The 22,260-nt window shown below is 54.8% G+C and carries 19 protein-coding genes; 10 read left to right on the top strand and 9 right to left on the bottom strand.

Going from position 1 to position 22,260, the window contains the following annotated elements:
* Positions 1-315: 315 nt before the first annotated feature.
* The 5 genes from HG15A2_RS15935 (at position 316) to HG15A2_RS15915 (ending at position 6,687) form a co-directional block, all read left to right on the top strand.
* Positions 316-3,336: a tetratricopeptide repeat protein gene (locus HG15A2_RS15935; protein WP_145061242.1), complete on the top strand. Its 3,021-nt coding sequence runs from the start codon at positions 316-318 to the stop codon at positions 3,334-3,336.
* Positions 3,337-3,474: 138 nt separating this feature from the next.
* On the top strand, positions 3,475-4,536 hold the full coding sequence (locus HG15A2_RS15930; protein WP_145061240.1) for a tetratricopeptide repeat protein: 1,062 nt from the start codon (positions 3,475-3,477) through the stop codon (positions 4,534-4,536).
* Between the two features lie 137 nt (positions 4,537-4,673).
* Positions 4,674-5,471 (top strand): MotA/TolQ/ExbB proton channel family protein, encoded by a 798-nt coding sequence (locus tag HG15A2_RS15925; RefSeq protein WP_145061238.1) that lies wholly within the window; start codon positions 4,674-4,676, stop codon positions 5,469-5,471.
* A gap of 19 nt (positions 5,472-5,490) precedes the next feature.
* Positions 5,491-5,958, top strand: a complete 468-nt coding sequence (locus HG15A2_RS15920; RefSeq protein ID WP_145061236.1) for an ExbD/TolR family protein — start codon at positions 5,491-5,493, stop codon at positions 5,956-5,958.
* Positions 5,959-6,219: 261 nt separating this feature from the next.
* Positions 6,220-6,687 carry an ExbD/TolR family protein gene (locus HG15A2_RS15915; protein ID WP_145061234.1) on the top strand — a complete coding sequence of 156 codons (468 nt, stop codon included), beginning with the start codon at positions 6,220-6,222 and terminating at the stop codon, positions 6,685-6,687.
* A 56-nt stretch (positions 6,688-6,743) separates the two neighbouring features.
* On the opposite strand, the gene xerD is transcribed toward HG15A2_RS15915, so the two are convergent.
* The gene (gene xerD / locus HG15A2_RS15910; protein WP_145061232.1) at positions 6,744-7,685 is read right to left on the bottom strand and encodes a site-specific tyrosine recombinase XerD; all 942 of its coding nucleotides are present in this window, start codon (positions 7,683-7,685) and stop codon (positions 6,744-6,746) included.
* 192 nt (positions 7,686-7,877) lie between these two features.
* Between xerD and HG15A2_RS15905 the strand changes: the two genes are divergently transcribed.
* A complete protein-coding gene (locus tag HG15A2_RS15905) occupies positions 7,878-9,104 on the top strand; it encodes a lysophospholipid acyltransferase family protein (protein ID WP_145061230.1) in 1,227 nt (408 codons plus the stop codon).
* Between the two features lie 47 nt (positions 9,105-9,151).
* Complete coding sequence (locus tag HG15A2_RS15900) at positions 9,152-9,586, top strand: EamA family transporter (protein WP_145061228.1); 435 nt, start codon at positions 9,152-9,154, stop codon at positions 9,584-9,586.
* 5 nt (positions 9,587-9,591) lie between these two features.
* Here HG15A2_RS15900 and HG15A2_RS15895 read toward each other — a convergent pair whose 3' ends face one another.
* The gene (locus tag HG15A2_RS15895) at positions 9,592-10,548 is read right to left on the bottom strand and encodes an MBL fold metallo-hydrolase (RefSeq protein WP_145061226.1); all 957 of its coding nucleotides are present in this window, start codon (positions 10,546-10,548) and stop codon (positions 9,592-9,594) included.
* Between the two features lie 20 nt (positions 10,549-10,568).
* Complete coding sequence (locus HG15A2_RS15890; RefSeq protein ID WP_145061224.1) at positions 10,569-11,384, bottom strand: fatty acid desaturase family protein; 816 nt, start codon at positions 11,382-11,384, stop codon at positions 10,569-10,571.
* Between the two features lie 391 nt (positions 11,385-11,775).
* Here HG15A2_RS15890 and HG15A2_RS15885 point away from each other — a divergent pair, with 391 nt between their 5' ends.
* Positions 11,776-12,768 (top strand): 3'-5' exoribonuclease YhaM family protein, encoded by a 993-nt coding sequence (locus tag HG15A2_RS15885; RefSeq protein ID WP_145061222.1) that lies wholly within the window; start codon positions 11,776-11,778, stop codon positions 12,766-12,768.
* 375 nt (positions 12,769-13,143) lie between these two features.
* Here the strand turns inward: HG15A2_RS15885 and HG15A2_RS15880 are convergent, their stop codons facing one another.
* The 4 genes from HG15A2_RS15880 to rpmE all read right to left on the bottom strand — a co-directional run bounded on the left by HG15A2_RS15880 (position 13,144) and on the right by rpmE (position 16,475).
* Positions 13,144-13,944, bottom strand: a complete 801-nt coding sequence (locus tag HG15A2_RS15880; RefSeq protein ID WP_145061221.1) for a DUF4261 domain-containing protein — start codon at positions 13,942-13,944, stop codon at positions 13,144-13,146.
* Between the two features lie 138 nt (positions 13,945-14,082).
* Positions 14,083-14,988 carry a peptide chain release factor N(5)-glutamine methyltransferase gene (gene prmC / locus HG15A2_RS15875; protein ID WP_145061219.1) on the bottom strand — a complete coding sequence of 302 codons (906 nt, stop codon included), beginning with the start codon at positions 14,986-14,988 and terminating at the stop codon, positions 14,083-14,085.
* 6 nt (positions 14,989-14,994) lie between these two features.
* Positions 14,995-16,071 (bottom strand): peptide chain release factor 1, encoded by a 1,077-nt coding sequence (gene prfA / locus HG15A2_RS15870; protein WP_145061217.1) that lies wholly within the window; start codon positions 16,069-16,071, stop codon positions 14,995-14,997.
* Between the two features lie 143 nt (positions 16,072-16,214).
* Entirely contained in the window at positions 16,215-16,475 is a 261-nt protein-coding gene (gene rpmE, locus HG15A2_RS15865; RefSeq protein WP_145061215.1) for a 50S ribosomal protein L31, read from the bottom strand.
* A gap of 261 nt (positions 16,476-16,736) precedes the next feature.
* Here rpmE and galK point away from each other — a divergent pair, with 261 nt between their 5' ends.
* Complete coding sequence (gene galK / locus HG15A2_RS15860) at positions 16,737-17,960, top strand: galactokinase (RefSeq protein ID WP_145061213.1); 1,224 nt, start codon at positions 16,737-16,739, stop codon at positions 17,958-17,960.
* Positions 17,961-18,077: 117 nt separating this feature from the next.
* Here the strand turns inward: galK and HG15A2_RS15855 are convergent, their stop codons facing one another.
* Both HG15A2_RS15855 and HG15A2_RS15850 read right to left on the bottom strand, forming a co-directional pair.
* Positions 18,078-18,926, bottom strand: coding sequence for an SDR family NAD(P)-dependent oxidoreductase (locus HG15A2_RS15855; RefSeq protein ID WP_145061211.1), 849 nt, complete (start codon positions 18,924-18,926; stop codon positions 18,078-18,080).
* Positions 18,927-18,988: 62 nt separating this feature from the next.
* Positions 18,989-20,113: a phytanoyl-CoA dioxygenase family protein gene (locus HG15A2_RS15850; protein WP_145061209.1), complete on the bottom strand. Its 1,125-nt coding sequence runs from the start codon at positions 20,111-20,113 to the stop codon at positions 18,989-18,991.
* A 375-nt stretch (positions 20,114-20,488) separates the two neighbouring features.
* Here HG15A2_RS15850 and HG15A2_RS15845 point away from each other — a divergent pair, with 375 nt between their 5' ends.
* The gene (locus HG15A2_RS15845; RefSeq protein WP_145061207.1) at positions 20,489-21,907 is read left to right on the top strand and encodes a vWA domain-containing protein; all 1,419 of its coding nucleotides are present in this window, start codon (positions 20,489-20,491) and stop codon (positions 21,905-21,907) included.
* Positions 21,908-22,260 lie beyond the last annotated feature (353 nt).

Genomic DNA, 22,260 nt, shown 5'->3' with positions numbered 1-22,260 from the left:
CTTAAAGTTCCCCTCCCCTGGATTCGCATCCCCACTTTCCTCACCCATAAAAGTTCACAACACCGCCACGAATTGACCTTCCCCAAGTTTCAACGCCGTCTTCCCCGGGTGTGGTCGAATCTATTGGCGATAGCTACAATACAGCGGCAGCATCGCGTGCTGTACGGAACACTATTGTGAGCTTCCTCCTTTGGCGGAGCGAAGCGATCACTCAGCTATTTTTTGTTTGCGCTATTTTCTTGCCTGTCGAAAGACTAAGCCGATAGGTAACCAAACTGACGCTGCGTAGACTCCCCACTCTCGATCGAATTGTCCATGTCCCTACTAGGAGACACAACCTTCGCGCCGCCCATGGTCGTGCGTTGCCTGATTTGCATCGTGCTGGCGATGAGCAGTCCCACGGCATTCGCTGGACCGGATTCCGATTTTGTCGAATCTCTACGCGAGCATGGTTGGCACGATACAGCTTTAGGCTATCTCGACTGGGCAGAGAAGCAGCCTTTCACGGACGCTGCATTCAAGAAGAGCATTCCCTACCAGCGTGCCATGAGCTTAGCCACTCAGGCACGTGCTTCTCGATCACAACAACAGCGCGCGAAGCAGTTGCAAGATGCTGCGGAGCTTTTTGAGTCACTTGCCGCAGATCAACCTGATGCTGATTTCACCACCGATGCTCTCAGTCAGGCGGCTACTATCTATTCGGAGCTGGCCCTATTCGAAGTGGCCCGCGCCAATCGCTTGCCCGCCCAAGCCGGAGCGCAGCGCAAACAACTGCTCGCCGAAGCGAATATTCGGTTCGAAAAAGCAAGCCGCGCGACCCAGAGCTTGAGCAAGCTTGCAGAAAAGAGATTGTCTGAATTACCCAAGCCGGCGCAAGCGAACAACAAGCAGAAGGCCGAACGGAGTCGACTAAGGGGCACGATCGCAGAATCCAGGTTCCTCATTGCCAAGGTGGCATTTGAGCAGGCCACCACCTTCGAGGCCGGTTCAGACAAAGCGAAGGCAAAGCTCGCCTCGGCGGGCAAGGCTTTTGGCGAGCTGTTTGACGACTACGACGATACGTTAGTCGGCTATTACGGCCGGTATTACCAGGGTCGCTGTTTTCAGGAAGCGGGTGAGTACAACAAAGCACTCGGCTGCTATGAAGATCTCGTCGCTCAGCCCACTTCGAACGCCGAGTTTCGTAGAGCAATCTCTCGAGCCCATCGCGGTCGGACTGAGTGCCTAATCGCTCAGGAAAAGTACGATGAAGCCATTACCGACGCCCGCGCGTGGCTTAAGTCGGCTGAAACCGCTGAGGCGATCAAACCGGAATGGTTGGAGGTCACCTACCGGCTTGCCGGTGCAATGCAAGCACAATCCAAGAAGGATACGAGCAAGGACTTCCAGTCAGAAATACGGCTCTTACTGCGAGATGTCTCACGGAAACCTAACGAATTTCAGCAGGAAGCTCGTGCGCTGCTCGTGTCCATGAGTTCCGCCCCGGCATCGGTCTCCAAACTTAACACGTTTGCAGACGCTCTGAGCGCAGGGAAAAATTCATTGGAAATGATGAAATCCTCCCAGATGGCAGTACGACTCGCTAAAGAGAACAATCCGAGTGCCGTGCCAGAGCTTGAGCAGTCGAGTCAAGCCAATGCCGCCGCGGCGCTCAGCGCCTTTGAATCGGCACTAGCTCTGGCGGGCACGCAGACTCCACTCGACGAGCTCAATTCCGTGCGCTACTACCTCTCGTGGATGTACTGGGAGCAGCAACGTCTTCAAGAAGCAGCCGTGTTGGGGCATTTTTTGGCCCTGCGCTACCCCGACAGCAAGTACCAGTCGGGCGCTGCGAAAGTCGCTCTTGCTGCGTACGAAGCACTCTACAACCAGTCACAAAAGAAGGCTGGTGACTCAGCTGGTGGCTTCCTCACTAGTCAACTCGCAAGCCTGGCACAAGCAGTGGCGGAGCGCGCGCCCGAATCGCCCGAGGCAGGTGCCGCAGTCAACCTACTCATGAAGATTGCCTTGAAGGACGATCGTGTGGAGGACGCAGAACTACTGTTAAAAAAACTACCCGCTGGCAATCGAGCGGCAGCGCAGCTCGCATTGGGCGCTTCATTGTGGACGAAGTACTTGGCTGCCAGCAGTGGAGTCGATGGCGAGCCCTCCGCAGAAGTCATGAACTTGCAGAAACAGGCCGGCATGCTCCTTCAGAAGGGTTACGAAGGTCAACAGAAAGCCGGACAGCCCAGCCAAAGTGCCGCGGCGGGCATCCTTTATTTCGCGCAGTACCGGCTCGCTCTGGGCGACCCCAAGACGGCATTGGAAGTCCTGCAAGACAAGAAAGTAGGGCCATTGACCTTGGTAGAGACTAAGTCACCGGCCGCCAAAGGTCAGAGATTTGTGGAGGAAGTGTATAAGGCAGCGCTCAGGGCAATGTTGTTTGCTCAGCCGCCACGTCGGGCGGGGGCAAAGAAGATCATGGAATCACTGGAGAAATCGTCTAAGGACAGCGCTGCCTTAACCAAGATCTATCTTGGCCTGGGCTTACAGATGCAACGCCAGATGAAGGAACTGAACGCCCAAGGAAAGACCAACGAAGCTAAAGCGATCGCTGAGACTTTTGAGGACGTACTTCAGCGCGTCAGTAGTCGCGACGATGCCGATAGCTGGGCGATCCGCAACTGGGTGGCTCAAACCTATCTGCAGCTCGGCGAGGGCCTGCAGGGCGATGCGGCCAATCAGTACATCAAGCGTGCTCAGCAAGCTTACAACGAGATTCTCCTAGCGGCAGCCCAAGATGAAAAGTACGCACCCAATGCGAATTCTTTGCTAGCTGTCCGGAAAAAATTGGCTGATTGTGAACGGGCACTCGGCAACTACGATCAGGCCCTCGATCTCTACGTGAAGATTCTCGAAAAGAAGTCGAGCCTGCTGGAGTTGCAAGTTGTCGCCGCAGAAACCCTCCAGCAGCAAGGCGCTGCCAAGAAGCAGCCGGCGAAACTCGAACAGGCCATTCGTGGTGCAAAGCCCAAGGCTGGCAAGAACCTCATCTGGGGCTGGTTGAAGCTTGCCTCCGTGGGAGACCAATTCAAGAAACGCTCACTAGCAGCTGGCCCCAAAGGAGCCGCCAACGCGAAACGGTACGAGTCGCTCTTTTTCGAGTCACGCTTTAATATTGCCAAAGCGCGTTTCCAGTCCGGGCTCATTGGCTCGCCTAGCGAGAAACAGAAACAGCTTTCCTCCGCGAAGAAAAACATTCAATCGATGAAAAACTTGTATCCCGATCTCGGTGGTCCCAAATGGAAAGCCGCCTTTGAGGATCTGCTTAAGCAGATTGAAGAAGCCCAATAGAAAATCACTCAAGTGTTAACAGGAGGAAACAGAGAGAACGGAGCTCAATTGGCAGCCGCTGCTCCGCTTCCCCTGTTGTCTCCTGTTCAACGCCCTCACAATTGAATTTGATCACGCCTATCAGAACATCAGAAATTCATGAACAGAACCTCCCTTCGCAGTTTGCCCACCTTGCGTCTCTTCTTGACAGGACTATCTCTGGTCTTGATATCAGAGCCTGTCATCGCCCAGGGCGCACTTGATCGTGTGCGTCGTCGCAGTGGTGTCGATACAGGGAAGATTGAGGGGACTTCACCACAGGGCATCAAGCTATCTCGCGGTGGCGTCGAAAAACAGATTCCTACTGAAGACATCGTCAGCGTCTACTTTTCCGGCGAGCCGCCTGAGCTCAACGCCGCTCGGCTGGCTGTCGAGCGTGGAAAGTACAAAGAAGCCTTAAGGGCACTCAAGGGCGTCAACACCAAAGCCATTCGTCGCGACGAGGTTCGCAGTGAGGTGGCTTTTGTCACTGCTCTTGCCAATGCGCGCCTTGCCTTGGCGGGACAAGGTGACTTAGGATCCTCCCAAGGCGAGCTGAAATCATTCTTGTCCAGCAACAGATCCAGCATTCAAGTGCTACCGGCATTTGAATTGATAGGAGACTTGGCTCTTGCTGACGAAGACTATCAAGCTGCACGTGAGAATTATGGGAAACTTGCTCGCGTTAATTCGCCCTACTACAAGCTTCGCTCCAGCTTGCTCATCGGTCGCTCTTGGCAAGCCGAGGGGGACGATGCCAAGGCGTCTGCGGCATTTGAGTCGGTGGTAAGCTCCGCAGAAAAAGGCGCGGTTGTTGAGCCGATCAAGCTGGCAGCAACTCTGGAGTTGGCCGTCAGCAAAGCTGCTGGCGGCGATGTGAAAGAGTCGGTAGCGACGCTGCAGAAGATCATTGCCGAAGCCGACCCCCAGAATGACGCCGACCTGCTTGCCCAGGCTTACAATGCGCTGGGCGGAGCCTACTTGAAGGCTGGCGACAAGCAAGCCGCACTATTTGCCTTCCTTCGAGTGGATTTGATTTACCCTACGTCGCCTGAGCAACACGCCCGAGCGCTATTTGAATTGAAATCACTCTGGCAGGGCATGGGCAAGGCGGACCGAGCAGAACAGGCTGCCAAGAAACTAGCCGATCAGTACCCCAGCAGTCGTTGGGCATCACGTTAGAGAACGCTCGACCGGAAATCCCGGTTGGATATATGGTGCGCCGCAATTACATTAGAGAAACAGAAATTCCTACTTCGAACTGCACGTTCAGGTAAACCATCAATTTTTTTAAGCTCCTCGTTGCGAGAAATCTTGAAATGCAAGAAACGACTCGGCTGCTCAAAGCTCTAGCAGCTCTCCTATTCGTGGTGGCGTGTCTCAGTCTGAGCAGCCCTGCCGTATTCGCTCAGGAAGCTAACGACACGCCCGCCTCTACGGAGAAGGATGTCCAAGCGCCTTCCAGTGACCGGGATGACATTAGCTACCTTAGTTGGGCAGCCGGTGCCGTGGGCTGGTTCTATGGGCTCGTATTTCTGGGTATCTCTTTTACCCTGGTGGCGCTGTTCGTGATGAACTTGCTCACTGCCCGTAGAGAGAATGTTGTTCCGACGGATTTGGTCGATGGATTCGAAGAACACCTCAACGCCAAACAGTATCAAGAGGCATATGAACTGGCCAAAGCGGACGAATCCTTCCTGGGACACGTGCTCTCTGCTGGAATCGCGAAGGTTTCTAGTGGTTACAGCGAGTCGATCGAAGCCATGCAGGAAGTTGGCGAAGAGGAAAACATGCGGCTGGAGCATCGGCTCAGTTACCTGGCGCTCATCGGTACGCTGAGCCCCATGATCGGGTTGCTCGGCACGGTTAGCGGTATGATCACCTCCTTCCGTTTGATTGCCAATACCGCGACCGGAGCCCCCGATCCTCAGGCGCTCGCTCAAGGTATATCTACCGCACTGTTCACTACGTTCATCGGCTTGGCTATCGCCATTCCCGCGCTCGCCGCTTACAACATCCTGCGCAATCGTGTTGCCCGGCTAGCACTGGAAGTCGGCATCGTGAGCGAAGGCCTCATGAACCGTTTCCAGAAACCGGCTGAACCGGCAAAGGCGTAGTCGCTACGAGAAGGTCGCTATGAGAATCAAGAACAGAGGCCACAGGGGCATTGTCGAAGGCGATCTCACGCCGATGATCGACATGACGTTCCAGTTGATTGCCTTTTTCATGTTAGTAATCAACTTCTCGGACGTCGAGCAAGATCAACGCGTCACACTCCCCGCGAGCGAATTGGCCACGCCACCGGTCGCTCCCTACGAGCACCCGCTGACCATCCATCTCACTGATTCCGGCGATTTCCTTTACGCGGGTCGCGATCTGACCAGTACGGATTCATTACGCGCCGCACTGGTGCTAGAAAGCCAAATCATACAGCGGCACACGACCAAGAGCCTTGCCGACGTCACAGTCATCATCCGAGCCGATGAAGATGCCCGCACTGGCAATGTGCAAAAAATCATAGACACTTGCCAAGACCTAAAATTCGAGCGATTCGCCCTCCGCGGAAAACAGAGCGAAGTCCCGACCTTGGGGAAACCAGAGTAGTGAGCAACTCGAAATTGTTTTTTTTGAACCACAGAGGGCGCGGAGGACATAGAGAAGAAGTTTTTGTGACTTTCGCCGTGACACAGCAGACCTATCTTTGTAGACAGTTGTGCTGTCCATGACATTTACTGATTATCAGCTAGAGTAAGTAGATTGTGAAATTCTTTGCGCCTTTGCGAGATACCCAACAAACCTCCGTGCTCTCTGCGCCTTCCGTGGTAAAAAACTGTACTCCGTTAGGCTCTATCGTCTAAGCCAATTATGAAGATACGCAACACCGAACACCGTGAGCATATTGTTCTGCAGATGACCCCGATGATCGACATCGTGTTCCAGCTGCTGGTGTTCTTTGTATTCACCTTCAAGATTGTGCTGCCCGAGGGCGACTTCAATATCCGCATGCCCGCATCGGCCGGTTCGAGCGCACAACCCAGCGAAACGCCGTTGTTGAAAGTGAAGCTTGTTGCCGGGGCCGATCGCGAGTTGGCAAGAATCCAACTCGGAGATCAACCTTATGCGAGCTTCCTCGATTTGCAGAACGCCATCCGCGGCATGGTCGACGACTCGGGCGGACCCGGCACGACCGATCAGGAAGTCGAAATCGATGCCGACTTCGACTTGCGTTATCAATACGCGATCAACGCCATGACAGCCATCACGGGATACCAAGAAAACGGTGTGCAACACAAGCTGATCGAACGTGTGCGTTTTGCTCCATTGAAAGAGTAGAACCGGCCGCTTGCGGCTTAGCTGTCGTGTTCTTCAGTTCATCAGCAAGCGGACCTCTAAGCCCGCGGGTGAAACGTCTCATGCACGCTCTTCAATCGTGTGTGATCTACATGGGTGTAGATTTGCGTCGTGGCGATACTCGCATGTCCTAACATCTCCTGCACTTGCCGCAGGTCGGCCCCGCCAGCCAGTAGGTGGGTGGCAAAACTATGGCGCAATGAATGGGGACTGATCTCTTCTGGCGCGCCAACCCGGGCCGCATATCGCTTGAGCAGCTCCCAAATTCGCTCGCGTCTCAGGCGTCTCCCGCGTGAGGAGAGAAACAGATAGGGCTCAGGCGGCGACTTCTTCGCTGCCAAGGCTTCCCGCTCTTCCGCGATGTACTTCTCAACGGCCTCAATCGCGCTCATGCCGAGTGGTGTAATGCGCTGCTTGTCACCTTTGCCGCGGCATTGAGAATAGCGATCCTTCAAATGCAAATCGCGCAGCTTGAGATTCGCCAGCTCCGAAACCCGGCATCCCGTGGCATACAGCATTTCTAGCAGGGCTCGATCACGCCGCCAAAGTCCGTCAAACGGCTTCGGCGCTGTGAGCAGCTCATCGACTTCGCCGGCAGAGAGAACCTGCGGAATGCGCTGCCACAGCTTCTGGCTTGTGAGTAACTCCGCTTGATTGTCCTTGAGAACACCTTCGAGTTGCAGAAAGCGGAAGAAAACCTTCAGGGAAGCCAAGTGCCGGCTGATGCTAGCCGGAGCAAGCGACTCCTCTGCCAACCAACCGCTATAGCCAGCCAACTCGCTCACACTCATCTGCTGCAAGCGCCGCTTGTCCAGCCAAGAGAAGAATCGCGCCATGTCTCGCTCATAGGCATCCACAGTGTTTGTGGCGAGGTGGCATTCGGTCCGCAGGTAACGCACAAAGTTCTCCTGCCACGCGGCAGTCGTTTGTGCGGCCGATTCCCTTCGTGGAGTAATCTTCTTGCGAATTTGCTTCTTCATGGTATGGATCGTATCGACCATTCTGCGACCCAGGCGAGCGAAATTCCCCGTCTTCGAGCCTAACCTGCACTGGGCAACGAGCTATGTTCTGCGTTATCCTTGCATCCAAGTTCAAATAGTTAGGATCAGCCAGTCTTTAACGATTAGCCTATTCTCAGAGCCAACAGCCAGTAGCCCTTTAGAGATACATCAATGCAGCGGGTAGTAATCGACGAACCCTACGAGTTTGTCCCGCCGGTGAAAGCCGAATGGTGGCCTACGCTCATTCAGTACTATCTCACACGCCATTTGCGAAAGGCCTATGGAATCCATGAGGTGGAAGTCCGCGATGCTGAAAAGCTGAGGGCGTCGGTCGAAGCGGGACACGGCATTATCATTTCGCCTAACCATTGCCGCATGTCCGACCCCCTAACGATGGGCATGCTCTCGCGCGAGATTGATCGTCACCTCTACTCAATGGCTTCCTGGCATTTGTTCAAGCAAAGTTGGCTCGCCCAATTCGTCATGCGCCGTATGGGTGGCTTTAGTGTGTACCGGGAAGGGGTCGACCGCCAAGCGATCGACCAAGCTGTAGAAGTACTCATTGAGGGTCGCCGCCCGCTGGTGATTTTCCCAGAAGGTGCCATCTCCCGCCATAATGACCGCCTCATGCCCTTGATTGGTGGGGTGTCGTTCATAGCGCGCACAGCAGCCAAGCGCCGCGAAAAGGCAGGCGTCGATGGCGGAGTAGTGATCCACCCCATCGGTATACGCTATTTCTTTCAAGGCAACTTGGAAGAGTCGGTGAAGCCGGTGCTCGACGAAATCGAATCGCACTTCTCGTGGTTTTCCCAAACGGAAAAACCGCTCGTGGAACGCATCCGCCAAATCGGTCAGGCATTGCTCTCGCTCAAAGAGATTGAGTACTTCGGCTGGGCCCGCACGGGCGACTTTTACGAACGTGTGGATAAACTCATCCACGACATGCTGGAGAAGTTGGAACAGCGCTGGGGGATCAAGCACGGCGAAGAGGATAGCTCTGAAGAGAGCATTGTTGCGAGGGTTAAGGCTCTACGTTCAACCATCCTGCCCGGGCTCATCGAAAACAACCTCAACGAGGAGGAGCGCCAAGACCGCTGGCGTCAATTGGCCGCGTGCTACTATGTGCAGCAGATGTCGCACTACCCGAGGAATTACGTGCGAATGAGTGAAAAGAACATCCAGGAGCACATCTTAGAAACCGTCGAGCGTTTCGAGGAAGACTTCACCGACAAAGTTCGCATCCACGGCCCGCTGAAAGTGGTCCTGCAAGTGGGCGACCCGATTGAGGTGGCGAGCCGTCGCGATCGTAGCGCCGAGGGCGACCCCGTGATGGACAACCTACGCGGGCAACTGCAGAGCATGGTGTCGAAGTTGAGCGAAGAAGCGGTACGGGTGTAGGGGCCGCTGTGCGGGCCAACAAATACTCAAACACGTGGAGTAGATTGATGCCCTCCCCTGCTCCTTGGCTCTACTGGGCATTGCTCTCCGCCCTGTTCGCTGCGCTCACGGCAATCTTTGCCAAGGTGGGCGTGAAGGGCGTCGATTCCGATCTCGCTACGCTCATACGCACGGTGGTCGTATTGCTGCCGCTGTCGGCGTTCGTTTGGCTGGCCGGAAAATGGAGCAACCCGACTGCCCTTTCCTCGAAGGCGCTGATCTTCTTAGGCTTGTCGGGTTTGGCAACGGGCGCGTCGTGGATTTGCTACTTCAGAGCATTGAAGCTGGGCGAAGCCTCAAAAGTCGCCCCGGTCGACAAGTTGAGCCTTGTACTCATTGCGTTCTTTGCCGTAGTGTTTCTCGGGGAACGTCCAGCGGGTCGAGAATGGCTGGGAATTGCTCTCATATCTGTTGGCGTGATCGTCATGGCGACGAAACGCTAGAGTCTCTAGTTATCTAGTTCCCGCAGAAACGACTTAATGAGATTTCCACGCGAAAAGTCTGAACCCGTGATCAAAGACATCCAGCCATCGCTGAAAGAAAGTAGGCTTACTAGGTCGCGTCGGTCGAAAACTTTTCGCGTCAATTGCTGAATGCTCTGCCCCTGAGTTGCATGCGTCCGAATGCGCTGGCGAATCGCGATAAGAAAATCCAGCTTCAGCTCCAGTTGCTCACGGACGGCTTTCTCTCCAACGAAGATGCTGCCGTGTGCATCAAACATCCATTCGGAATTGAGCTTAAGAGCGGTTTCAATGCTGGCGATCCAAGCGGGGCCATCCGCGTCACCAAGTTGGCTGTCGAGGTCTGCGGCAACGTAGAGATCGCCACTGAACAGCCAACGCTTATGCTTCTCAAACAGACAGATGTGGCCAGGGCAATGCCCTGGAGTATCAATGATCTCAAAATTGTAGTTTGAAGTTTTGACTGTACTGTCGAGGGCAGAAATTTCTACAACCTGAGAGTCCCCGAACAGGAAACTCCGATACCACGGCAGCTCTGATGGAAAGCGTATCTCGGGCACAGCTTCCGGATGTGCCAGAATCGTCGCCCCGCATAGTTCGACAAGAAGATCATTGTTTCCGGTGTGGTCCTCATGGTAGTGCGTGTTCACTACAGTTGCGATCGATCGATCTGCACCAAGTTCCACGAGGGTTTTCTCGAGGCGACGACGTGCCCAAGGAAAGCCCGTGTCGATCAAGAGCGAACCGTCCACCAGATAAGCAACAGCATAATCGTAGCCACCACTGAATCGACTCAACAGACGTGTAATCGCATTATCGATTCGTATACACACAACTCCATCCGTCGGGCAAGTCACCTCGGCCCGAAAAGGCCACAATGGAAACCGCCGACAGAAAATCGAGAACGGCTGCCAGAGCAGGAATCGCAGCCATTTTCGCACCATAGTGATCTATCCTATTTGATTCAAAACCACAAACGAATTGATTGAACGCCTGCTTTATCAAGCCACGGATCGAGGCGTCCGGCAAGTATCCGCCACTTCACGTGAGGAACTGCAGGATACATATGGTGCTCTAAATGGTAGAGATGGTCAAAGGAGAGCAACCGGATAAGAGTCCCTCGATAGCGACGGGTTTGTTCAATCTCGCTGTCACCATGAGCGTCGTGTGGCAGATAGGAAGTTATCAATGGAATTATCCAGCTGCCTGCTACCATGAGAACAACGTAGGCGAATGGAATTAGCGTAAACTCAGTCGCGAGCAGACTTGCAACTACGGAGCACGTAACGACGGCTCCTTCGATAGCAATCCACCTTCGCTGCCCTGGTGCATGTTTCCAAGCCCACTTGCAAATACGAGCTTGGAAGATAACACCTTCCCACAGAGCACGCAAAAAAGTCATACGAGACGCATCGGCCTCAATGTCGTCGCTATGTGGATATCGAGCGTGGTGATGAAGATGCGCCGCCTGATAGGCGTGGCCGCTGCGGAGAGCTAGAACTTCGACTATCGACAAGAGTAGCTGATTTAACCAAGGAGGCAGACCCAGGTTACGGTGCACGAGGTCATGCGATGTGGAGCCATAGGTCGTAAAGCTCAAAACCATCAATGAAAGTACGGCCAGCACCCAGTGGCCCGAGTAAGCAAGAGGCCAGTATGCTGCAAAAGATCCGAGAGGCAGGAGGATTGCCCTCACTTGTTGCCACAGGGTAAGTTCGAGCAGGTCATCCCCTAGATCTGCCAGTCGGGGCTTTCTAAGCGATTGGTCGGGTTTACACATACCACCACTGCTTCTCAAGTCGGACGGTTGAGCTCTCCTAAATGATAACCGCAAAGATCCTGCCGCGCGGACCTTCTTTTCCGTAGAAATTGTGCCAAGAAATGAGATAAAATGGCACTGTCAATGCACCGTTCTCGCAGGCCAACGGGTTCACGCACATCGCTCGAGCCGCCGACTTTTGCATGCCAATAGTCAATGCTGCCAGCGCGCAAGGCCGATCAAGAAATGCGAGAAACATAGAGGTAAACGTATAGAGTACTACCCTCACGCTCCGGACTATTGCTCGCTAAAACACGTTTCGAGCAAAAAGCAAAACTCCTAGTGGGACGTTGTTCCTTTCTTGTAGAATTCGAAAAGACATGTCTCACGAATAAAATCCGAGTTTACTCACATGCCAACAACCCTCATCAAACTTTCCGAACTCGAAAATGGCCAAGAAGGCGACTTCTTTGCGTTAATGTCCGCAAAAGAAGCGCTTACCACCAAGGATGGCAAGCCGTATCACCGTGTGGCGTTTCGAGATGCGGAACGTGAGGTGAGTTTTCCGGTCTGGAACGACGTGCCACTGGCCGAAGAGTGTCGCGAGCGTTGGGAGGTAGGCGAGTTTTACAAGATTCGTGCTAAGCTGCGCGAGACGACTTTCGGACCGCAGTTAGAAATTCGCAAGATTCGTTCGGTCGAAGAAAAGGACTCCGAAGAGGGTTTCGACCCGTCGATGTGCTTGCCCCGCTCGCGCGTCGATCCTGAGGAATTGTTTGACTCGCTACTCGCGATTGTCGAGGAGAAAGTGGCCGATGAGCCACTGGCCGAACTGACTTCGGCGATCCTCAATGAGAATCGCAAAACGTTACTTCGACTACCCGCTGCGACGCGGAATCATCACGCCTACGCAGGGGGCTTTCTAGAGCACGTGCTCAGCGTCACCAAGACGTGTGTCCATTTGGCTGAGAAGTACGCAGATATGTTTCCCGACCTCGAGCCGGCCCTTGATACGGACTTGGTAATCGTAGGCGGCGTACTGCACGACATCGGCAAACTACGAGAACTTCGCGCCACGCCCATCGGAGCGGAATATACGCCTGAGGGCACACTCATCGGTCACATGCTGCAAGGGCGGGATATTCTGCGAGAAGCGGCCGTCGATAGCGAGATCGACGCCGAGAAACTACTTCGGCTGGAACACATTATCATCGCCCACCAGCGATTGCCGGAATGGGGCGCACCTAAGCCGCCGATGACGCCTGAGGCGCTGCTGGTGCACTATGCGGATGACAGTGACGCCAAAATACAGATGATGTTCAGCGTGCTCGAAGAAGACACCACCGACGGACCTTTCACAAGTAATCGGAACTTGTTGCGGCAAAGCATTTTCCGCGGCGAGTAAATTGAGAACGATACCGATTGAAATGGTTTTTGAACCACAGAGGACACGGAGAGCACGGAGAAGCAGTGTTGGAACGTTTTTGAGATTGCTGTAGCGACTCACAAAAGACATTTTGCCGCGGTGCTTGCACCGAACTCAACGCTGAACCGTTACAGTAGCTTCAAAATTGCTAGAGCCTCGTGAGCATGACTACTTCGAACTACTGCACTGAACCATCGAGATCGGCCTTTTATCACTGTTGCTATTGTTGTCGAAAATTACTCTAGCAAGAGCAGCTGGACTATAGAAAGAGCTTTGAGTTCATTCTAAGGTTCCCAACAAAACTCCGTGCTCTCCGTGTCCTCTGTGGTTCCAAAATATGTGGTAAGCAAAATTCTATTCGGTCGGAACTTCCAAACGCAGTTGCAACACTTCCAATTCAGGATCAAGAAACGAAGGGCCACGTGTGACCACGGCTTGCAGTTCGTCGGTTAGTCCGATGGTGTGGCTGTCTTCCACGGCTTTGCTGCCAATCAGCAGATAGTGGGCGATGTTGTATGCGTATTCAAGCAGTTCCTGCGGTGTGCCGTTGAACTGATCGACTTCGATCTCAGTTTGGCCGAGCGCTTCGAGGCCAGTTGTGTAGAGCCGCACCGTTTCGGTACCGTCTGCCTCAACCTTTTCGACTCGAAAATCAATCCAGAGAAAGAGTGGGAGGTTCTCCGGTTGCACTTGTTCCGCTTGCCCGAGAAATCCGTCTCGCGGGTGAACGAGACGACCGGGGCCCCAAAACACTCCGGTTGCAGATTCGCTTGCGGCGACTGTCGCAGCGACCAGTTGTGTGAGGGCGATGCTCTTGTCAAGCGACTTCGTACCTTCGTCGATGAGGGTGACCATCAGGTGAGCTTGATGATCTTTCAGTGTTGCCACTGCCTCAGGCCAGTACCGGGCGGTTTCGCACGGTCCCTCGAGTTGCTGCCAGGGCACTGGTTGCTCGACGAGTGTGATGGCTGCTGTGAAATCGTCTGCTTGTTGGCCCAAGGTACATATAACAATCCGCTCCGCAGCACTGCTAACAGTAAGCTTCACCTCGCCGGGGAATAGCTCTTGAAAACTTTGCTCCAGCGCAGCGCCCGCGGGCATTTTGGGTTGATCCAGTAGGACGAGTGACAACCATCGAAGTGAAGTATTGCTCATTCTAAGATTAATCTAACGGATTGGGTGTTCAGTAAAGTGACGAAGAACTCAGTAACCACGACGCACACAAAGAGCGCTAAGCAAAAAACACTTTAGGTTTCTTTGTGTTCTTCGTGTGGGTCGTGGTAATTAAGAGAATCAGGACTGTCGCTGTGCCTGAACAATACGAGGCAGGTCAGCATCGTCAGTGAGTGTAGGCTTAAGCTCCAGCCCTGGGGTGTCTCTCACCAACTGCTCAGTGTCTTCGACGGTGCTGGGACCGATTTCCATGAGTAACCAGCCGCCAGGGTTCAGCCGCTCAGCCGCTTGAGCGACCAATCGCGAAATCACATCGACGCCCTGTTCTCCCCCGTCGAGTGCGAGGGCCGGTTCGTAGCCGCGAACATCGATGGCCAACTCAGCTAGCTCGGAAGTTTTCACATAAGGAGGATTGCTAACGATGATTTCATATTTTACTTCAGCAGGGACCTGTCCGAAGAGATCGCTCTCGACGAATCGAATGCGTGTGTTCACCTCGTGGCGCTCAGCATTCTTGCGAGCAACCTCAAGAGCCGCTGGGCTGACATCCGCAGCAGTAACTCGCGCCTCGGGTAAGTACTTCGCCAAGCAAACCGCCAGTACGCCGCTACCGGTGCCGATGTCCGCGATGCGAAGGGGGTCGGCCTCGATACCTTTAGCGATATCTAGCGACCGAAGTACAAGCTGCTCCGTTTCAGGTCGCGGGATCAGTACGTCGGGGGTTACTTGGAACGACAACGAGTAGAACTCCCGCTGCCCAACCAAGTAAGCAACTGGCTTGCCGGCAGCTCGCTCTTTCACGAGTGACCGGAACCGTTCGCGGAGCGGTTCTTCGGCTGCTTCCTCGAAGGCTGCGTACAACTCAATGCGTTGGCAACTGCGGGCATGAGCGAGCAAGACTTCCGCTTCGAGACGCGGGCTATCGATGCCCTTCTCGGTGAGGAACTCGGTGGTCCAGTTGAGCAATCGGCCGATTGTCCAGGACGGTTCGGACACAGTTTCGCTGGACTCGGGCTCGTCAGACATTGATGCTCAATCTTGATTACCGGCGAATGCGTCACGCAGCTTTTGGCGGTCGTAGTCGATCAGCGCGTCGGTCACAATTTGCATATCGCCGGCGAGAATTTGGTCGAGCTTGTGAACCGTGAAGCCGATGCGGTGATCGGTCAAGCGATTGTCTGGGAAGTTGTAGGTGCGAATACGCTGACTACGATCGCCAGAGCCAATGAGCGTTTGGCGTTGGTCGGCCCGCTTCTTGTCTTCCTCTTCCCGCTTCGCATCGTACAGCCGCGACTTCAACACACGCAACGCCTTGGCAAGATTCTTGTGTTGGCTCTTCTCATCCTGACACTGAACCTGAATGCCGGACTCGTGATGCGTGAGCCGAATGGCAGATTCCGTCTTGTTTACGTGCTGCCCACCGGGGCCGCTGGCGTGGAACTTATCGATGCGATAGTCTTCCTGAGTGAGCTCGATCTCCACATCTTCTGGCTCAGGCATCACGGCCACCGTGGCTGCAGAGGTGTGGATTCGACCTTGTGTTTCGGTTTGCGGTACGCGTTGTACGCGGTGACCGCCACTTTCGTAAGCCAGCTCGCGATAAACCCCTTCACCGGCGATGGCGAGCGAAATTTCCTTAAAGCCCCCCAGCTCGGTCGGGCTATGATCGAGAATCTCCACTTTCCAACGCTTCGATTCCGCGTGACGCTTGTACATTTCGTACAGGTCACGGGCAAACAAGGCCGCCTCGTCGCCGCCAGCACCGCCACGGATTTCCATGACGCAGCGCGTGCGATTTGCATCCTCGCCGCCGATAGTCATCTCGAGTAGCTCGGCCCAAATTGCTTCTCGCTGCTCGACTAGCTTTTCCAACTCGGCCTCGACGAGCTCACGCATGTCGCCATCTTCGCTGGCAGCCATTTCACGCGTTTCGTGAATCTCGTTGGCCAACTCCTTGAAGGTGCGATACTTGCCCGCCAGTTTCGCTAGCGAGCCATGCTCGCGAGCTACGGCTGCAAGCTTGTTGGAGTTGGACAGCACCTCAGGATCAACGAGCGATCCTTCGAGTTCCTCGAAGCGGGCGAGCTTCTCTTCAAGCATGTCTCGCATGGACGATTACTCTGGGAGGTGGCGCTTCGTGGATGATGTTGGATTGCACTAGCCCCCGGCTCATGCCGTGGGGTTATTATGCTACAGAAAAACAAAACCTCTAGCTTGCGCTAGAGGCTAGAGGGGCAACGTCGAGATGCAAGCTACTTCGCGTCTGCTGCCTTCGCCTCGGCACCCTTTTTCCCACGCTTGAGGCTCGCGTAGCCAGCCTTGGAGAACTTGTTCTTAAATTTCTCAATGCGACCGGCGGTATCTACGAACTTGAGCTTGCCCGTGTAGAACGGGTGGCACATGTTGCAAATATCGACCTTCAGTTCTTCTCGCGTACTGCGAGTTTGAAACGAGTTGCCGCAGCCGCAGGTGACCTGGGTGTCGTGGTATTCAGGATGGATGTCAGCTTGCATGGTTTGCGGTCCTCAGCGTTAGTGGCTATGAGTTGGAACACAGCCCGCAGTAGCGGTTTATTGAGAATCCCAGATAATACCCGCGGAAGCAGTTGTGGGCAAGGCCTGCAATGCCTCATTTCAACGCCCTGGTGCGTTGAATTCTGCCACTCTCTGCACTAGGATGCGCGTGCCCCACGATGGTGTGCGTCTCGAAACCCAACCGTCCGCAGATCGTAAAGAGGATACTCCACAGCACCCCTGACAGGAGACTTCGAAATCATGACCCAGCAGTCGATCACAGGTGCCCCAGCTGAGGAAGAATTCGAGACTCCCTCCTTTGGCGAACAGATAGCCACCGTGCGCGCAGATTACGAGCGGACCTTTGATGTACCGCCGGAGTGGATCGTGGCCGCCCCTGGACGGGTGAATCTGATTGGTGAGCACACCGACTACAACGCGGGGTTTGTGTTTCCGTTGGCGATCGAGCGCTACGTGGTGATCGCGGGCGGGCGGCCTAAGCAGCAGGGGTCGAAGCTGGTGAAGGTTCACAGCACGCTGCTCAATGAAACCGTTGATTTTTCGCTTGACGATTTGAAGCCGGAGGAAGTCACCTGGACGAGCTACATTCGCGGAGCGTTTGCAGGCTGTCTGGAACGCGGTATGGAGCCGGGCGGGCTGAATCTCGCGGTCGACTCGAAGGTGCCGCTCGGCGGGGGGCTTTCCAGTAGCGCAGCGCTGGAAGTGGCCACGGCTACGATGATCGAAGCGGTCACGGGGAAGAAACTGGACCCCGTGGATAAGGCACGGCTTTGTCAAAAAGCTGAGCACGACTATGCCGGTGTGCCGTGCGGAATCATGGATCAGTTCAGTTCTTCCCTTGGCGAAGCGGGCAAGTTACTACTAATCGATTGTCGCACAGAAACCGCAGAGATGGTTTCTCTAGACGATCTGAATGTTGCCGTGCTGATCATCAATACCAACGTAAAACACGAGCTCACCGGAGGCGAGTATGCCGAGCGACGCAGCCAGTGCGAAGCCGCTGCCAAGGAGCTGGGCGTCAAAGCTTTGCGAGACATTACGCTCGAAAAGCTGGAAGCCTACGCGGACAAGTTAGAGCCGGTTCTCTTCCGCCGTGCTCGCCACGTTGTGAGTGAGAACGAACGAGTTCTCAAAGCGGCCGAAGCGTTGCGAGCGGGCGATTGGGAGGATGTTGGCGAGCTGATGTACGCGAGCCACAATTCACTACGTGACGACTACAAGGTGAGCTGCCCCGAGCTTGATGTGCTTGTCAATGAAGCACACCGCGTTGGCACCGAAGGCGGTGTCATCGGTTCGCGCATGACTGGTGGAGGGTTTGGCGGGTGTACGGTCACACTAGTGGCTGCGGGCAAAGAACGCGAAATCGCAGACAAAATCTGCCAAGGTTACCAGAAGGAAACCGGAATCGAGGCAACGCCCTTTGTGACGAAACCAGCTCGCGGGGCGCACATTGTGCAGGGATAGGTGCAGGTGAAGAGTCTTCGGCCAGCAGCACTTGTTGGTAGTCGAGCTTACTCGCCGTAAAGACCGCGCGGCGAGCAAGCTCGACGGCCAAACGAAAGCGGCGCCCGTGCGACAAGTTCAAGCAGCCCGTCGCGAGGACGCAGTGACAACCGGCTGAGAAACTGTCGGTTTCTTTTTCTTCCGGCTGAAGCGATGCACAAAGTCGAGCAACCCGGGCGTAACCCGTTTAGTTGCGTGCAAGAGCCGGGCGTAGGGCTGCATGACGACGGTGCCATGATTTTTCTTGACGGCACGTACGCAGCGGTTGGCGATCTTCTCGGGTGTGCAGAGCAGGAATTTTGGTGGCGTCTTGTGCTTTGCGGCTTTGGTAGCAAGTGGTGCTGAAGTAAACAGGTTGGTGTCGACCAAACCTGGGCACATGGCCGTGACACCGAGGCTGCGCCGTCCGTATTCGGCTCTTAACGACTCGCTAAAGCCCACCAAGCCAAATTTGCTGGTCGTGTAGGCAGATATCCGTCCTAAGCCAACCAAGCCGCAGATGCTGGCTATGTTGAGTACGTGCGACTCATCGCGACTCAAAAGAGTCGGCAGGAGTTCGCGTGTGAACTGGACAGGAGCATGCAAGTTGATCGCCATCAGACGCTCCCAATGCTCGTCGGCCATTTCATCGGTGCGACCGTAATAGGTAATGCCGGCGTTATTCACCAGCAAGTCGACGCCGCCCCAGCGATCGAGCAGATGCTGTACAGCCGCAGTGATTTGCTTGGGCTGACTTACATCGCAGTGACGCCCGAGGACATCGCCGGTTTGTTGCTTCGCTTCGGAAACGGTTTCGGTGAGTGCTTGTGCGTTCACATCGAGCACGTACAAACGCATACCTTCGGCTGCTAGCCGCCGTGTGATCGCCCGCCCAATGCCGGACGCCGCCCCCGTGACAAGTGCGATTTTCCCCTCTAGCTGTCGCATGGTCTTTCCCCGGTAAGCGATGGAATTGGTTCCGTAAGGTCCGCGGTGCCGACCACGATTCCTCACGCGGCCTGTTTGAGGTTATCTTGCTTTTTCGCAGCGGCTTCAGCTTCGTAGCGGGCCGCCGTTTCGACGGGATCGACTGAGCGACTCAGCTGATGGCGGTCCTCGCCCCGTAGCAAGGCTGTACCCCACTTTTTCAGGTGGTACTTTCCGCCGTTGTAGACAGACCGATATTTTTCCTTATTGGGATACACGGCTACATTCGTAGGAACCACGCGCAAGTTGAACGCAAGGCGATGACGATCAGTCGTATTTGGGCCGGAGCCATGAATGCAGCGCTCGGCAAAAATGATGAATTGCCCCGCCTTGACAGGTAGCTTGACGATGCGTTCCGGATCGCGATCGAACTCTAGTGAGAAGTTCGCGTTATAGAATCCCTCTTCGCCGCCAAACTTGATCGTGCGCACTTTGTCGTGCGAGCCGCGATAGAATTCGATGCAACCATTTTCCTCCGTCGAGTCATCAACGGCTACCCAGGCAGTCAGCTGGAACATCTCGCCCCGATCCTTGGGATGGATGGCTGGGTCGAGGTAATCCTCTACCATGAAAGTGCTCGCCTGGTGCCATTGAATAGCGGGTGCCTTGGGGCCCTTGTAGAACATCTGCGAGCGCCACACCAAGAGGTCGGGACCCAACAGCTGTGCAAGTCGCTCGGTTATCGCAGGGGCCTTCATGTATTCCCACAGGCGTGACATTTCAAAATGGCGATCGCGGGGGGTCTTGAACCCGTAGGTCGCTGAGCGCACGTCTTCGACAGCCAGCATCTCTTCACGGAAGTCGGCCATGTCTTCTTGTGTGAACGCGTCGAACGGACCAATGAATCCGTCGGTGTAGAACGACTTGATCTGCTCTTCGGTCATCTGAAATTCCGGTGCCACTTTCGCAAGCGGAGCAAACGAATCTGGCATGCGGAAGTCGCAGGGTTGATCAATGTAAGCGCGCGTGAGCCCACTCTTAAGCAGCATCCAGAATTGCGAGTAGTCCCAGTTCTTGACGATCGCTTTGAGATCACGCGGCAGGATTGACTTAGGTAGATGGGAAGCCTTGTATGCCATGAGTCCGGCAAGGGGCGGAATAATGGCGGCGCGCTGCCACAAAGGGCGCACTTTTGGATGGAGATTCATGGTGTCCTGGGTCGCTGAAGTTCCGGGATTTGAGTGCTGCCTGAGCAGCGCAATAGCGGGTAGTGAGCGTTGCCGATGAAGCGAAGGTTGCTGAGAACCTGGATCGCCGAGAGCTCAGATCCCTAAGAGGTTCCTGCTTCCGGGACTGCTACGAGACATCGCCTACCAACGGATATCGGAATTTCACCCGTGGCGAGTTGCCTCTTTTCTGTCGAAGTTCCCCGTCAGATTCCCAAAGAGAATAGATTTCGGTTTTGCTAGCATTTCTGTTAGAATGCCCAGCAGTCGCATTCGCGCCTGAAACTGCATGACAGGCCGTCACAAGGAGGCGTTCGGCAGGGCCGCTTTCCCACCACTGCTAGCTTCAACAGTTGTATGCCTCGCCGTCACTCGGACATTTCTCCTCACGCGCCCACGGTGAAGATCCCGCGTTCGGATTTGCCGCGCTCGTCTAAAGCTGCGCTCGCCGAAGCTAGCGACGAGGCCGATGAAGCAGTTCTTGAGACCTTCGTTGTTGAAGTCTCAGCAGGGAAGAAAGCGACCACCCAAGCTGCTCCTACAAACGGTGCTGCTAGTTCATTGTCGATTAAGCGACCGAGAGATGTCGCGACCACCACTGCGGCATCCCAAGAACAGAAAGCCGCTCAGAGCCTGCCGACTGAAGACAAGAGAGAACCAAGTTCTCCGAACCCTCGCAGCGAAAACGCGACTGACCTGATCCTCCGCATGGACGATCGTTTTAGCAGCAGGAATCGCAAGAAGGAAAAGAAACGCCCTCATTATCTCAGTCTCAATTTCATCCTCCACATGGCAGCGCTCGTATGCTTGAGCATGTTCACGCTTGAGCTACCGCCAAAAGTGGAATCACTCGAACTCTCCTCTGCGCCCTCGTTCTTCGACGATGAGTTGGAGATCGATTTAGAGCTCGATGCAGAGTCTCTGGACGAGTTGACTGAAGGACTGGAAGCCGAATTTCAAGAGGTATCTCTGACTGAGGAGACAGTCCTCGCCAGCGACTTGCTATCCGACACGTCTTTTGCGGAGCTCAGCGAAACGAGTCAGACTTCCAGTGGGGAGGTTGCCGGATTATTCGGTAGTGGCATGGGGCTGGAAGGGCTGGGTACGGACGGGATCGATCAGAGCGGCTTAGCTAGTGAGGTTGCTTTGGAACCCCTAGCGACTTTCTTTGGCGAGAAGATCGAAGGACGTCGGATTGTGTTTCTCGTTGACAACTCTGGCGGCATGAATGGCGGCGGACTGGAAACACTAATCGACGAGTTGCTGAGAACTGTCAATCTGCTCACGCCTCGACAGGGCTTCTACGTCATTTTCTATAGCGATATTGCTTACCCCATGTTCTTCCCCCGACCAGCGCGTGATTTCATTCGCCCTACCACCGAGAACAAGAAGCAACTGGCGGCTTGGCTCGACACGGTTGAACTGTGTACAGGCAACGCGGTTGACCAGGGGCTTGCGGCGGCAAGAGCGACGCGGCCAGATACGGTTTTTCTGCTGACTGACGGGCGAGTAAATACAACGAAAGACGGCCGCAAGTTGGCAGCATTATTAGATACACGCGGGCGTCAATTCGTGATCCACACTTTTGGCATGGGCACGAGCTCTACGAGTCAAGCTTCTCAGCAATTGCAAGAAATTGCTGCAGCCAACGGTGGGCGATTCAAGCGGGTAGAGATTACCGGCACGATGAAGGCCCTGGCTCTCCAGAAAGCCCGCCCCTACCACAGCAAGCAGCCCGGGAGCGTTTGGGGCCGCCAAGTTGGTTCCGGCTGGTAGACTCTGCTTTGCTGGGTTCTCGACTTCGCGCATAAAAAAGCGGGCCTCGAACGAGCCGAAAACAGTTCGGCTCAGCAAACCAGTCAGGGGCAATTGAACTGATTCACCAAACAATTTCGTTCGAGGCCCCGCGGGCCAGCAAGGTTGAGTGGCCGCAGAAACCATTGGTAAGCTGCATGTCCACGCTTTGTACTAAAGCAGCAATCGTGCCGAAAGTTTCGTGGGATCGCCTGACTTGGGTGTCGCAGTCTTTGTAAGTTGTTACCCTTAAGCATGTTAGCGTGAGACGATTTAGTTTCCGTATCGGGTCCAGTAAACCACTGCCGGCTTGGGAAGCCTCAAAGTACTGTTTG

Source organism: Adhaeretor mobilis, from assembly GCF_007741515.1.
GTDB lineage: Bacteria > Planctomycetota > Planctomycetia > Pirellulales > Lacipirellulaceae > Adhaeretor > Adhaeretor mobilis.
Note: the sequence above shows the minus strand (reverse complement) of the source record. Positions and strands in the feature narration are given on the sequence as shown.